At 67.4% G+C, this 13,299-nt stretch carries 10 protein-coding genes; 6 read left to right on the forward strand and 4 right to left on the reverse strand.

All coding sequences use genetic code 11. The annotated features are described in order from the left end of the window. The first annotated feature begins 372 nt into the window (after positions 1-372). From H3V53_RS40510 to H3V53_RS40535, 6 genes are all read left to right on the forward strand, one after another. Entirely contained in the window at positions 373-2,871 is a 2,499-nt protein-coding gene (locus H3V53_RS40510) for an acyl-CoA dehydrogenase (protein ID WP_336602619.1), read from the forward strand. A 169-nt stretch (positions 2,872-3,040) separates the two neighbouring features. After that, the gene (locus H3V53_RS40515; RefSeq protein ID WP_336602620.1) at positions 3,041-4,456 is read left to right on the forward strand and encodes a 3-oxoacyl-ACP reductase; all 1,416 of its coding nucleotides are present in this window, start codon (positions 3,041-3,043) and stop codon (positions 4,454-4,456) included. 5 nt (positions 4,457-4,461) lie between these two features. Then, on the forward strand, positions 4,462-5,379 hold the full coding sequence (locus H3V53_RS40520; RefSeq protein WP_336602621.1) for a MaoC/PaaZ C-terminal domain-containing protein: 918 nt from the start codon (positions 4,462-4,464) through the stop codon (positions 5,377-5,379). Positions 5,380-5,573: 194 nt separating this feature from the next. Then, a complete protein-coding gene (locus H3V53_RS40525; RefSeq protein WP_336602622.1) occupies positions 5,574-6,890 on the forward strand; it encodes an acetyl-CoA C-acetyltransferase in 1,317 nt (438 codons plus the stop codon). An 87-nt stretch (positions 6,891-6,977) separates the two neighbouring features. After that, positions 6,978-8,795, forward strand: a complete 1,818-nt coding sequence (locus tag H3V53_RS40530; RefSeq protein ID WP_336602623.1) for an AMP-binding protein — start codon at positions 6,978-6,980, stop codon at positions 8,793-8,795. A 71-nt stretch (positions 8,796-8,866) separates the two neighbouring features. Next, positions 8,867-9,799 carry a DUF1571 domain-containing protein gene (locus tag H3V53_RS40535; protein ID WP_336602624.1) on the forward strand — a complete coding sequence of 311 codons (933 nt, stop codon included), beginning with the start codon at positions 8,867-8,869 and terminating at the stop codon, positions 9,797-9,799. Here H3V53_RS40535 and H3V53_RS40540 read toward each other — a convergent pair whose 3' ends face one another. From H3V53_RS40540 to H3V53_RS40555, 4 genes are all read right to left on the reverse strand, one after another. After that, on the reverse strand, positions 9,800-10,204 hold the full coding sequence (locus H3V53_RS40540; protein WP_336602625.1) for a hypothetical protein: 405 nt from the start codon (positions 10,202-10,204) through the stop codon (positions 9,800-9,802). A gap of 51 nt (positions 10,205-10,255) precedes the next feature. Next, positions 10,256-11,836, reverse strand: a complete 1,581-nt coding sequence (locus H3V53_RS40545) for an FAD-binding oxidoreductase (RefSeq protein WP_336602626.1) — start codon at positions 11,834-11,836, stop codon at positions 10,256-10,258. Positions 11,837-11,999: 163 nt separating this feature from the next. Further along, entirely contained in the window at positions 12,000-12,470 is a 471-nt protein-coding gene (locus tag H3V53_RS40550; protein ID WP_336602627.1) for a hypothetical protein, read from the reverse strand. Between the two features lie 226 nt (positions 12,471-12,696). After that, positions 12,697-13,299: anti-sigma factor family protein (locus H3V53_RS40555; protein WP_336602628.1), on the reverse strand; the 603-nt coding region annotated here is incomplete at its 5' end.

The following is a 13,299-nucleotide window of genomic DNA, read 5'->3' on the forward strand; positions in this document are numbered from 1 at the left end:
CGCCGTGCGCCGCACCGATGCGGCCTCGACCGTCGAGCCGGCGCACACGGCCAGCCGCCAGCTCCACGCACGGGCGCCATTCACGCGTTACACGGCGCAGGGCTGAGGCGACGACGCGTCGGGTCGCGGTTCGCGCGCCCAACGGTCTACCCGGAAAGCGGGGGCGCCGGCAAAAGAGAGAATGCGGGAGCAGTCGAGCGAACGCGGACGATGGCGCGCAGCCCGCGCATTAGACGCCCTTCTCGGTCCCGCAGGCACACAGGCTGCGAAGAACGACGGCGGGCACCGCGCAACCGGCACACGCAGAAACAGGCGAGCCTGCCTCGCATTGCGCGACGCGCTCGCCCATCGGCATCCAAAGGAGGCATCGCCATGACGTGGTTCATCGTTGCGCTGATCGTCGTTACGGGCGCGTTGATCTACGCGCAGGCGCACGCCGTGTGGTGGCTCGCGTTTGTCGCCGTCTGGGTCGCGGGCGTAGCGCTCGCGCACGCAACCAGCCCGACGGCGAGCATCGTGCTCGCCGTCATGCTGGTGTTGCCCGCGCTCGCGCTGACCATCAAGCCGTTGCGCCGCGCGTGGCTGAGCGCCCGCGTGCTCGACGCGTTCCGCAAGACCCTGCCCGACATGTCGCCGACCGAGCGCGACGCGATCGAGGCGGGCACCGTCTGGTGGGACGCCGCCCTTTTCTCCGGACGTCCGCATTGGGACACGCTGCTCGGCTACGGTCCGGCGAAGCTGACGGCCGACGAGCAGGCGTTTCTCGACAACGAATGCGAGCAGCTGTGCGATCTTGCCAACGACTGGGAGACCACGGCCGTCTGGCAGGACTTGTCGCCGCAAGCGTGGCAGTTCGTCAAGGACAAGGGCTTTCTAGGCATGATCATTCCGAAGCAGTACGGCGGCAAGGCGTTCTCCGCGTACGCGCATTCGCAGGTCATCATGAAGCTCGCGACGCGCTGTTCGGCGGCGGCTGTCTCGGTGATGGTGCCGAACTCGCTCGGTCCCGCCGAACTGCTGCTGCACTACGGCACCGACGCGCAGAAGAACCACTATCTGCCGCGTCTCGCGCGCGGCGACGACATCCCCTGCTTCGCGCTGACGAGTCCGTACGCAGGCTCCGACGCGGCGGCGATTCCCGATGTCGGCATCGTCTGCAAAGGGACCTTCGAAGGACGCGAGACGCTCGGCTTTCGCGTCACATGGAACAAGCGCTACATCACGCTCGGCCCGATCGCGACGGTGCTCGGGCTCGCGTTTCGCGCGCTCGATCCCGACCACCTGCTCGGCCCCGACGACGAACCCGGCATCACCTGCGCGCTGATTCCGACCAGCCACCCGGGCGTGAACATCGGACGTCGCCACTGGCCGCTGAACGCCGTGTTCCAGAACGGCCCGAACTCCGGCAACGACGTGTTCATCCCGCTCGACTGGGTGATCGGCGGACGCGCGCAGGTCGGCAACGGCTGGCGCATGCTGATGGAATGCCTCGCGGCGGGACGCGCGATTTCGCTGCCGTCGTCGAACGTGGGCATGTCGAAGATCGCCGCGCGCGGCGTCGGCGCCTATGCGGCCGTGCGCCGCCAGTTCCGCACGCCGATCGGCAAGTTCGAAGGCGTGCAGGAAGCGCTCGGACGCATGGGCGGCAACCTCTACGTGATGGACGCCGCGCGCCGCCTGTCGGCGCAGGCGGTGGATCTGGGCGAGAAGCCCTCCGTCATTTCGGCGATCTCGAAGTACCACATTACCGAGCGCAACCGCGAAGTGATCGACGACGGCATGGACGTGGTCGCGGGCAAAGGCATCTGCATGGGGCCGTCCAATTTTCTGGCGCGCGCGTATCAGCAGGTGCCCATTTCGATCACCGTCGAAGGCGCGAACATCCTCACGCGCTGCCTGATCATCTTCGGCCAGGGCGCGATCCGCTGCCATCCGTATGTACTCAAGGAAATGGCCGCCACACGCGAAGCCGAACGCGCGAAGGCCTTGCGCGATTTCGACGCGGCGTTCTTCGGGCATGTGAGCTTCACGCTGTCGAACGTCGTGCGCAGTTTCGTGCACGGCGTGACGGGCGGCCGGCTGATCGCGAGGCCGCAGCGCGCGCACGCGCCGCTCGCGCCGTATTACCGCGCGGCCGCGCGGCTATCGACGGTATTCGCGCTGCTCGCCGATGTCTCGATGCTCACGCTCGGCGGCGAACTAAAGCGGCGCGAGCGGATTTCGGCGCGTCTTGGCGACGTGCTGTCGCAGCTCTATCTGATCTCCGCGACGCTCAAGCGTTTCGAGGACGAGGGCCGCCACGCGAGCGATCTTCCCCTCGTGCAATGGGGCGTCGAGGACGCGCTGCTGCGCGCGCAGACCGCGCTCGACGGCGTGCTGCGCAACTATCCGAACCGCTTCGCCGCCGCCCTCGTGCGCGTGATCGCGTTTCCGTTCGGGCTGCCGCACCGCGCGCCCTCCGACGCGCTCGGCAGCGCGATCGCCGAGCTGATGCAGACGCCCGGCGACACGCGCGAGCGGCTGCTCGCCGATTCGTACGTGCCGCATGCAGCCGTCGATACGATCGGCTACGGCGAACTGGCATTCGCGCTGGTGCCGCGCGTCGCGCAGATCGAACAGCGGCTGCGCGAGGCGATCAAACGCGGCCGCATCGAGCCGCTTCCGCAAAGTCTCGCCGATCTCGCCGACTGGAACGAAGCGGCGCTGCAGCGCGGGCTGATCGACGAGGAAGAGCGCACGGTGCTCGACGACTACGCGCGCTTCGGCGCCGAGGTGGTGAAGGTCGACGATTTCCCCGCCGACTTCGGCCTGCTCGCGGATCTGCAGCGGCGCAAGGAAGCGCTCGACAAGGCGATGGAACTGGCCGCGTGATGCGGCTGGGAACGGCGGTTTCATCAGCGGCAGCATCGGCGGCTGCCTCATGTGGCCGCCGGCAGCGGCACCAGCGCGCGCCCATTGACCAAAACGGGACGCAACTTGCGGCAAGTCGCACGCTCCGTGCACACTGACGCCATCCGCTGAGGGTCCAGGGGCCAAGAAGATGAACGATTCCTACCTGAACTTCGTCAACTCGCCGCTGGGCGCGCGGGTCGCACGCTCGCTCGGTTTGCCGAAGCCCGAGGTGTTGCGCCGCTACAAGGCCGACGCGCCCGAGTTCGACGGCATCGTCGCTGTCGGCGCGGGGCCGGCGCCGCAGTTGCTCGATGCCCTCGCCGACGTCATCGCGCATATCGGCATCACGAGTGTCGCGCATCCGGGCGCGGGCCTGTGGGTGCCGCTCGCGAACCGTCACGGGCTGATGACGGGCCGCTTCGAAGCCACCGATCCCGCAGCGGGCGTTCAGGCGCGCGTGTGGGCGCTCGTGTTCGACGCGAGCGGCATCGACAACAGCGCGCAGCTCGCCACGCTCTACACGTTCTTCCACGACACGCTGCGCTCGCTCGACAAATCCGGCCGCATCATCGTGCTCGGCCGTCCGCCCGAAGCCTGCGCGAGTCCGCGCCAGTGGACGGCGCAACGCGCGCTCGAAGGCATCGTGCGCTCGCTCGGCAAGGAAGCGCGGCGCGGCATCGCGGCGAATCTGCTGTATGCCGCCCATGGCGCCGAAAGCAATCTCGAAGCGACGCTGCGCTTTTTTCTGTCGCCGCGTTCGGCATATGTATCGGGCCAGGCGGTGCGAATCGGTGCGGCGGCGAACGCGCTCGTGGCCGACTTCGACTGGACCCAGCCGCTCGCGGGCCAGCGCGCCGTCGTGACGGGCGCGGCGCGCGGCATCGGCGCGGCCATTGCGAACGTGCTCGCCGCGCAAGGCGCGCACGTGATCGGCGTCGACATTCCGCCCCCCCACGGGCGCGCTCGACGCCACGATGCGCCAGATCGGCGGCACGGCGCTCGCGCTCGACATCGCGCGCCCGAGACGCCCGCTCAACTCGCGACAGCGCTCGACGAACTCGGCGTCGACGTGCTCGTGCACAACGCGGGCATCACGAAGGACAAGACCATCGCGAAGATGAGCGAGGCGGCATGGCGCGACGTGATCGACATCAACCTGTCGGCGCAGGAGCGCATCGACGACGCGCTGCTCGAAGCGGGCACGCTGCGCGACGGCGGGCGAATTGTGGCTGTTTCGTCGATCAGCGGCATCGCGGGCAATCTCGGCCAGACCAACTATGCAGCCTCGAAGGCGGGCGTGATCGGCCGCGTGCAGAGCATGGCGCCGCTTCTCGCCAGGCGCCGCATCACGATCAACGCGGTCGCGCCCGGCTTCATCGAAACGCAGATGACGGCGAAGATGCCGCTCGCGTTGCGCGAAGCCGGCCGGCGGATGAATTCGATGAGCCAGGGCGGCCAGCCCGCCGACGTCGCGCAGACGGTCGCATGGCTCGCGCATCCGGGCTCGTCGGGCGTGACGGGGCAAATCGTGCGAGTGTGCGGACAAAGCCTGATAGGAGCGTGAGCGTCATGGCCTTTTTCGAGTCCAGCCCGATGTTCGGCGCGACCCGCACGAAAACGGTCGTGCTGCCGGAACTACCCAAGCCCGCCGCGCTGTATGCGCGCGCGGCGACGGGCGTGATCAAGGGCTTCCAGCGCCACCGCCCCACCGACTTGCCCGCGCTGCGGCTCGTACGCCCCGCCGTGACGCTCGATTCCGTCGCCATCGAACGCTACGCGCGCGTGTGCGGCTTCTTCCCCGAGCAAGGCATTCCGTTCACGTTTCCGCATCTGCTCGCCTTTCCGTTGCATCTGCTGTTGCTGACAGACCCCGCGTTTCCGTGGTCCGCGCTCGGCCTCGTCCATCTGGCCAACTGCGTGCACATGCGCCGCCCGCTGTCGTTCGACGACACCTTGCGCGTCGAGGTCGAGTTCGGCGCGAAGCTGCGTCACGACAAGGGCCAGGCGTTCGTGCTGCAGACGCGCGTCTACCGGCGCGGCGAGGCCGTGTGGGACGGCGACAGCGTGTATCTGAAGCGCGGCGTCGCGGCGAGCGGCGACCCGCTGAGCCCGCTCGACGCGACGGGCGCCGCGCTCGCGCGCGCGGCGCGCTGGCAGCTGCCGTCGCAGTTGGGCCGCGACTACGCGAAGGCGTCCGGCGACTACAACCCGATCCATCTGACGATGCTGTCGGCGCGCGCATTCGGCTTTCCGCGCGCGATCGCGCATGGCATGTGGACGCTCGCGCGCACGGCGGCCGCGCTGCAGCCGCCCAAACGGCTCGCCGATGCGACGCTCGCGGGCGAGTTCAAACTGCCGATGCTGCTGCCCGGCGAGGCGTCGCTGTGGACGGCCTCGCCCGAGCCTGGGGCGCGCGAGTTCGAAGTGCGCGATCCAACAGGCGGCAAGCCTCACCTGCGCGGCCGCCTTCAGTGGAATCTGCAATGACGCCGTCCGTCGCGAGCGCCGCAGGCGGGCAAGGCTTCGTAATGGCCCGTAACACGCGAAGCGCGCCGGGCCGCGCAATATGCCTCTGACGATGGAATCAAGACCCGGCCCGTTTCGTTCTGAAGCAGGTGCCGGGCGTATCACCCTGCTTCAAACGGCCGCCCGCGAGGCGGATACAACCAGGGAGCCCGCTGATGCCTCAGCAACCACAGACACTTTCGCTGCCCGCCGTGCGCCGCGTCGCGATTCTGGGCGGCAACCGCATTCCGTTCGCGCGCTCGAACACCGCATACGCGACGGCTTCGAACCAGGACATGCTGACCTTCACGCTACAAGGAGTGATCGACCGCTACAACCTGCATGGCGAACGCCTCGGGGAAGTCGCGGCAGGCGCCGTCATCAAGCATTCGCGCGATTTCAACCTGACGCGCGAAGCCCTGCTGTCGACCACGCTGGCGAAGGAAACCCCCGCCTACGACGTGCAGCAGGCCTGCGGCACGGGCCTCGAAGCGGCCATTCTGGTGGCGAACAAGATTGCGCTCGGGCAGATCGACGCCGGCATCGCGGGCGGCGTCGATACGACGTCGGATGCGCCCATCGGCGTCAACGAGAAGATGCGCAAGATCCTGCTCGAAGCGAATCGCGGCAAGTCGGCGGGACAGCGCGTCGGCGCCTTGAGCAAGCTGCGCCCCGGCATGTTGTTCAAGCCGCTCTTGCCGCGCAACAGCGAGCCGCGCACGGGGCTGTCGATGGGCGAGCATTGCGAGCTGATGGCCAAGCGCTGGGCCATTTCGCGCGACGCCCAGGACGTGCTTGCCTACGACAGCCATCGCAAGCTGACGCAAGCCTATGCGCGCGGTTTCCTGAACGATCTGATGACGCCCTATCGCGGCCTCACGCGCGACAACAACCTGCGCAGCGACCTGACGCTGGACAAGCTCACGTCGCTGAAACCCGCGTTCGACCGCGACGCCGGCACGATGACGGCGGGCAACTCCACACCGCTCACCGACGGCGCGTCGGCCGTGCTGCTCGCGAGCGACGAATGGGCGGCCGCGCACAACCTGCCTGTGCTCGCGTACCTGAGCTGGTCGGAGACGGCCGCCGTCGATTTCTTCGACAAAAAGGAGGGTCTGCTGATGGCGCCTGCGTACGCCGTGCCGCGCATGCTCAAACGCGCGGGCCTGACGTTGCAGGATTTCGACTTCTACGAAATTCACGAGGCGTTCGCCGCGCAGGTGCTGTGCACGCTCGCGGCCTGGGCAGACGACGAGTACTGCCGCACGCAACTGGGACTCGACGGCGCGCTCGGCGACATCGATCGCGCGAAAATCAACGTGAACGGCGGCTCCCTTGCGACGGGCCATCCGTTCGCGGCCACGGGCGGGCGCATCGTCGCGGGACTCGCGAAAATGCTCGCGCAGCTCGATAAGCCGGCGGGCACCGCGCGCGGGCTGATTTCGATCTGCGCGGCAGGCGGCCAGGGTGTCGTCGCGATTCTGGAACGGTAGAATCCGGGCCACTTCCGCGACCCCGCACGATTCATGCGCACGACACATACAACACAACAACAATCGCCCAAAGATCCAGGAGACGCCATGACCACCGAGCATCGGACGCCGACCCAGGCGCAAACGCAAGCTGAAACTCGAGCGCAAGCGCAAACCCAGCCGCAAGGTCAAACGCAGGCACCGACGCCGCCGCGCGCGCCGAACACCGACGGCATCTGGTACGCGTCCTACGCGCCCGGCGTGCCGCATGACATCGACGCGTCGCAGTATGCGTCCGTCGTCGCGTTCTTCGATGAATGCACAGCGCGCTTTCGCGAACGCGTCGCCTATGTGAGCGTCGGCGAAAGCCTCACGTACGGCGAACTCGCGCGCAAGGCGACGGCGTTCGCGGTCTATCTGCAGAGCATCGGCGTGAAGCCGGGCGACCGCGTCGCGATCATGCTGCCGAACACGTTCCAATATCCCGTCGCGCTCTTCGGCGCACTCAAGGCGGGCGCCGTGGTCGTCAACGTGAATCCGCTCTACACGGTGCGCGAACTGTCGCATCAGCTCAAGGACAGCGGCGCGCAAACCATCGTCGTGTTCGAGAACTTCGCGAAAACCGTCGAGGATTCGCTCGCGGGCACGCGCGTGCAGAACGTCGTCGTCACGGCGCTCGGCGATCTGCTGAAGGACGGCCTCAATCTGAAGGGCAAGCTGATCAACTTCGTGCTGCGTCACGTGAAGAAGCTCGTGCCCGCGTACAACCTGCCGCAGGCCGTGCCGCTGCTCGACGCGCTCGCGACGGGCTACAGGCGCACGCTCGCGCCCGTGCAGATCAGGCCCGCCGATCTCGCGTTCCTGCAGTACACGGGCGGCACGACAGGCGTTGCGAAAGGCGCGATGCTCACGCACCGGAACATCGTCGCGAATCTGCTGCAGGCGAAGGTCTGGGCCGAAGGCCAGCTGACCGACGACGTCGAAACCGTGCTCACGCCGCTGCCGCTTTATCACATCTACTCGCTGACCGTGAACGCGATGATCTTCATGGGGCTCGGCGGACGCAACATCCTGATCGCCAATCCGCGCGACACGAAGATGGTGATGAAGATTCTGCGCCACGAGACCTTCACGGGCATCACGGCCGTCAACACGCTGTACAACGCGTTTCTCGACAACGAGGAGTTCCGCCAGCGCGATTTCTCGAAGCTCAAGCTCGCAATGGCGGGCGGCATGGCGATGCAGAAAGCCGTCGCCGACCGTTTTCGCGAAGTGACGGGCAAGCCGATCATCGAAGGTTACGGGCTGACGGAATGCTCTCCCATCGTGTCGATGAACCCGGTGGACCTGAAACACATGCGTGAGTTCGACGGCTCGATCGGCTTGCCCGCGCCGTCCACGCAGGTGCGCTTTCGCAAGGACGACGGCAGCTGGGCCGACATCGGCGAGCCGGGCGAGCTGTGCGTAAAAGGCCCGCAGGTGATGAAAGGCTACTGGAACCGTCCCGAGGAAACGGCCAAGGTGCTCGACGAAGACGGCTGGCTCGCCACGGGCGATATCGGCGTGATGGATTGGCGCGGCTATATCCGCCTGATCGACCGCAAGAAAGACATGATTTTAGTGTCGGGTTTCAATGTGTATCCGAACGAGATCGAGGACGTGATCGCGATGCACCCGGACGTGCGCGAGGTGGCCGCGATCGGCATTCCCGATGTCGCGCAGGGCGAGCGCGTGAAGGTGTTTGTCGTGCGCCGCAATCCTTCCCTCACCGAGGAGCAGTTGATCGCGCATTGCCGCAAGAATCTGACGGGCTACAAGGTGCCGAAGGTCGTCGAGTTCCGCGACGAGCTTCCGCAAACGAATGTCGGCAAGATCCTGCGGCGCGAGCTGCGCGATCAGGAGCTGGCGAAGCACAAAACCAGTTGACGGCCCGGCGCGCGTGATCGCCCGATCGCGCGCGATCCAGTCGGAGCCGTCCGCACCTGATGGAGCAATTCATGGGTCGAAACAACGGCTTTCGCTGGATGTCATGGTTCTCCGCGCGCATGGCCTGCGCGCTGATTGCCGCCGCCGCGAGCACCGCGCTCGCGCAGAACGACGCGAGCGCGCCTGCCGAAGCCACCCCGGCATCGCATGCCTCGCCCGCCAGCGAAGCCGCTTCGCTCGTCGTGAAGCTGCCACTCGAACAACAGGTCAAGTGGCTGCGCAACGCCGCGCAAAGCGGCACGCTCGAACAGATGGACGACGCGCAACTCGTCGCGCTGTTCGAAGCATTCGATCCCCTCACGGTGCCGCGCTATATCGAGGAAGGGCCGAACGGCTATCCGTCGTACGAGTTCACGATGCTGCGCCAGGAGCGCATACGCGGCGTGTGGCCGCGCAGGCCCGACCACATGCTCGTGCGGCTCACGCGCGACCCGTTGCGCATCTACGCCAAATGGCTGCCGGGCGGCCCGCACGCCGGTCAGGAGATGATCTACGACGAAACGCGACGGCCCGACCAGATGTACGGTCATCTCGGCGGCATCTTCAACATCGTGCCCATGTGGGCGTCGGTCAACGGCGTGCTCGCGCGCTCGCAGTCGAACCATCAGGTGCGCGATCTCGGCATCGAGTTCATCGCCCGGCAGTTCCTCGACGAAGGCCGCAAGTTTGCTGCCGTCGGTATCACGCACCCCGCGCAGATCGAGGTGAAGACGCTCGACGGCGTGCGCGTGATCGCGTTCACGTACGAGACGCCGACGGGCCAGCCCGAGTACTACGCGAAAAAGGAGGTGCTCGGGCTCGACCTGCGGCATCCGTATTTCAGAACGGCCGAATCGTACGACAACGACGGGCAGCCGTTCGAGCGCATCGTGTTTCTCACGATCACGCCCAAAACCTTCGACGACATGGCGTTCGATCCGAAGAATCCGGCGTATCGCTTTTGATCAGAGGGCAAGCGCGAAGGCGACGCACGCGCGCCGCGGCGTGCCGCTCACCTGCGTCACCGGCGCAGCGGGCGGCAGCGCGAGACGCGTGAGCACGAAGAAATCGGCGGCGCGCGTCACGCCGACGAGCGTCAGGTGCCCGCCCGACGCGGCCGCGCGCGGCGCGAGCAGGTCGTACCACAGCGCCGCGATGTCGGCATGCGGCGCACGATTCACATCGAGGATCGGCACGCGCACGCGCATCGCGTGATCCGACAGCGCGGTGGCTTCGGCAAGCGTTGTGTCGATCAGCGCGAAATCCGCGCGCTGTATTCCGCCGGGGAGCGCGCGCGCGCGCCAGGGCGCGCCCGTGCCCGCCGTCGCGGACAGCCAGGCCCCAGCTGCAAGAAATGTGCGCCGTTCCATTTGCGACGTCCTTTGCGTGCCTCGGTGTGGGTTTGCGCTGTTCACGCGGGCTTACGTATAACCCCGCCAGCGCCGAAACGCCTTCGGCCAGATGCCCTGCTTGCCCGGCGACAGGATACCGGCGGGATCGAGCGCGTCCTTGATGGTCTCCGACAGGCGCAGCAGCGCGCCGTCGTTGAAGTTGTAGCGCGCCGCCGCAAAGTCCATGTACATGAGATGCGAGCGGTATTCGCCGTAACCCGCGCCGTGCGCGTCGCTCATCCACGCGCGCAGCAGGTCGCCCGCGAGTTCGCTCTGGCGCGCGTCGGCGCGGTCGAAGATGGCGGCCGCGATGTGATGCAGGTGCCGCTCGCCCGACGTGAAGCCGCCGTAGTAATCGAAGCCGTACTCGTTCGCGCGCGTTTTTGCCAGCGTGTACTGGCGCATCGCATCGCGGCCCGTCGCTGGACACACGGGCGAGAAATCGACGTGCGCGCCGCTGCCGCCGCGCCAGTCGAGCATGCGAAACGCCGTCATCGCCGGAATGCCGGCGAGGTTGCGGTCGCCGCCCGCTTCGGGTTCCACGGTGCCGTCATAGGTTGCCGACAGCATTCGCGCGCCCGCGATGCGGCCAAACGCGCGCCGCACGAGCGTCTCTTTCGCCGCGATCACCTCGCGCTCGCCGTAGAGCGCGTAGTGCAGGTTCCAGCGGCCGATCTTCAGCTGCTCGATCATCGACGCGATCGCGCCCTCCGGCATCACGCCCGGGCCGTCGTACCACTGCGAACGCGGTCCGATGCCCGCGGCCCGGCGCAGCGCGCCCTCGATCACCGCCTGATTGCCGATCGTGCCGGCAAGGCGCAACGGCCGCAGCGTCTCGACGATCGCTTCCAGATCGTCGTCGCGCTGGAACTGGATTTCGCCGAGCAGATACGCGCTCGGCGCGGGCATCAGCCAGACGCCCATCTTCGTGACGATGCCGTAGTTCGACTGCATGAACATCGGATCGAACGACGGCCCGTAGCCGTATCTGAACGCCTGCCAGGACGTGCCGATCTCGACGCCGCCCATGCCCGTGCGCACGATGTCGCCGTTGGCGAGCACCACTTCCATGCCGCACTGGCTCGACGCGTGGTCGCCGTAGTTCGTCGTGCCGAAGCCGCGCTCGAGCGTGTTGCCGACGACGCTGCCCCAGCCCGCCGCGGGCGGATCGACCCATAGCCGTAGCCCGTGCGCGCGCAGATGCTGATGGAGGTCGAAATAGCTGACGCCAGGCTCGACGAGCGCGGTGGCGAGCCGCTCGTCGACGGCGAGAATGCGGTTCAACCGTTGCAGGTCCAGCACCACCGAACCGGCCAGCCGCGGCGCTGCGCCGCCGTACGCGAAGTTGCGCCCGGTCGATACCGTCCACAGGGGAATGCGGTACTGGTTCGCGACGCGCAGGATCGCGCGGATTTCGTCGACGTTCGCGGGCAACAGCGCCGCCGACGGCAGGAACGAGGCGGCGAGCGGCCCCGGCGCAAACGGATCGGCATACGGCGCGAGGCTCGCCGGCGACGATGCAACCTGCGTCGCGCCGACGATCGATTCGAAGGCGGCCAGCGCGCGATCGAACGTCGCGGCGGAAAGGTCTGGCGGCAAGATGCGTGTCACGGCGCTCCCTGTTCGGGTGGAACGGCTGTCGAGGTTGTTCCGTTGTCGGCTTGCTTGTGGTTCGGCTGCGTGATGCTGGGTCCGCCCGCTGTCGGTGTGCCTTGAGCCGCAGTCGGCACGGCATCGCGTTGCCGGGTACCTCGCACCAAGCGCGAACAGGCCGTCAACGCCGGTGCCCGCCGCCCATGCCGCCCACGTGGCCCATGCCGCCCCACGTGTGCGTGCCGCCGCTCCAGCCGTGCATGCCGCCCGAGCCGTGAAATCGTCCGCCCGGCTGTCCCCAATGCACATGGTTCATGTGATGGAAATGATGGAACCGGTCGACGAACACGAACGACGTCCCGACGCCCACGGCAACAGGCGGTCCCCAATACCAAGGGTCATAGTAAGGATAGGCGGGAATGGGATAGACGACGGCATTGTCCGCCTGCTGGATCTGCCACGTCCCGTCCGCCTGCCTGCACGCGAGACCGCTGATTTGCTGCGTCGTGCCGTCGATCTCGGCCTGGCCGACGACGTTCTGGCAATTGACCTGGTCGTTGAGCGGCTCCTGCGCGGCGACGGGCGGCGCGGCGAGCACCGCGCATCCGGCGCACGCGACGAGCGCCGCGCTGAGTCCAATGAAAGTACGCATGATCTGTCCTGCCGACGGTGAGGTGTCGCGGCACAGTGGTGTGCCGTCGCCGTGAAGACGCCATCGATCGCCTTGCAGGACGGCCGCGTTCGACGATGTAAAACGCGCGCCTGCCTTATCTAAACGCGCGGCTCGTGGAGCCTATTCCTCGCGCGGCGCAGGCACGGACGTGCTGTGTATTACGCGATGTTTCCGGGCGGGACGGGAGACGGGGAGGACGGCGAAATTACTGCCAGGTCTCCGGACGGCCGCCCAGTTCGCCGCAGACTTCAATGGCGATCGAACGCAGCTTGGCTTCCTCGATCGGCCCCGACAGCGCGTAGCCCATCCGGTCGTTGATCCAGTAGAAGGTGCGCCGGTTGCCGTCGCGGAACAGGCGAAACGCCGTCTCGTCTTTCGGAATGCCCGTCACGTAGAGCGTGAGGCGCGCGCCGCTCTGGTTCTCGTACATGAACTGCGCGGCGGGCCCCGCTTCGCCCGGCAGCAACCGGCCGCCGACGAGCGTGTAGCCATATTCCTGCAACGACGGCACAGAGAGATGCCGGTTCAGCCGCTTCGACAGCCACGCGATCAGATGCTCTTCCTCTGCCGCCGCGACTTCGACGGGATGGCGCCGCTCCGGTGTGTAGACGGCATACGCGATATCCGCGCGCCGCGCGAACGACATCACGTCGCCGCTGCCGCCATCGATCAGCCGCGGCACCAGCGGCCCGAGCGCGAGCGCCAGCCCCGCGCCCGCCAGCAGCCAGCACGCCGCGACACCCGCGCGCCGCCACCACGGCACGCGCGGCGCAGCACGATGAACTGGCGGCCGCCTCGCTGCCGGGCG

Source organism: Paraburkholderia bengalensis (assembly GCF_037126505.1).
Lineage (GTDB): Bacteria > Pseudomonadota > Gammaproteobacteria > Burkholderiales > Burkholderiaceae > Paraburkholderia > Paraburkholderia bengalensis.

Coding starts and splice junctions, on each gene's coding strand:
- H3V53_RS40510 (WP_336602619.1), top strand. CDS start 373: ATGACGTGGTTCATCGTTGCGCTGATCGTCGTTACGGGCGCGTTGATC.
- H3V53_RS40515 (WP_336602620.1), top strand. CDS start 3,041: ATGAACGATTCCTACCTGAACTTCGTCAACTCGCCGCTGGGCGCGCGG.
- H3V53_RS40520 (WP_336602621.1), top strand. CDS start 4,462: ATGGCCTTTTTCGAGTCCAGCCCGATGTTCGGCGCGACCCGCACGAAA.
- H3V53_RS40525 (WP_336602622.1), top strand. CDS start 5,574: ATGCCTCAGCAACCACAGACACTTTCGCTGCCCGCCGTGCGCCGCGTC.
- H3V53_RS40530 (WP_336602623.1), top strand. CDS start 6,978: ATGACCACCGAGCATCGGACGCCGACCCAGGCGCAAACGCAAGCTGAA.
- H3V53_RS40535 (WP_336602624.1), top strand. CDS start 8,867: ATGGGTCGAAACAACGGCTTTCGCTGGATGTCATGGTTCTCCGCGCGC.
- H3V53_RS40540 (WP_336602625.1), bottom strand. CDS start 10,204: ATGGAACGGCGCACATTTCTTGCAGCTGGGGCCTGGCTGTCCGCGACG.
- H3V53_RS40550 (WP_336602627.1), bottom strand. CDS start 12,470: ATGCGTACTTTCATTGGACTCAGCGCGGCGCTCGTCGCGTGCGCCGGA.